The following is a 409-nucleotide window of genomic DNA, read 5'->3' as shown; positions in this document are numbered from 1 at the left end:
GTCACAATACCACCAACCGCAGACCGGCATAGCCATCCTGCGAACGGTCCCCATAGGCGAGGCCGAGGTCGAAGCTGGTGCTCTGCGCGGGGTCCAGCGCCGGATAGCCGAAATCGGAATTAAGCTGGAAAAGCGACGGTGCCTTGAAGCCCTCGCCGACGCTGGCGCGCAGCCGCAGATTGTCCGCGAGCGCGTAGCTGAAATCCGCACCGAAGCTGGCTGTACCGCCGAAATCCTGATGATCGTCGTAACGAAGGCCGGCGCGGCCCGAGAGCGGACCGAACTCGATCCCGAGCTGTCCGTAGACGCCGCCGATGCTGGTGGTCACCCGGTCGCTGCTATCGCTGCCGAACGCGCTCCACTCGTACTCGCCGCCGAAATTGACCAGCAACGGACCGATCGGGCGCCA

Annotated in this window: 1 protein-coding gene; it reads right to left on the bottom strand. The window is 64.8% G+C overall.

What is annotated here, in order from left to right; all coding sequences use genetic code 11:
- Position 1 precedes the first annotated feature (1 nt).
- A partial coding sequence (locus tag AB1L30_RS00750) for a TonB-dependent receptor (RefSeq protein ID WP_367011434.1) occupies positions 2-409 on the bottom strand: 408 nt, incomplete at its 5' end.

Source organism: Bremerella sp. JC817 (assembly GCF_040718835.1).
Taxonomy (GTDB): Bacteria; Planctomycetota; Planctomycetia; order Pirellulales; family Pirellulaceae; genus Bremerella.
This window is presented reverse-complemented; position numbering and strand designations above follow the sequence as displayed.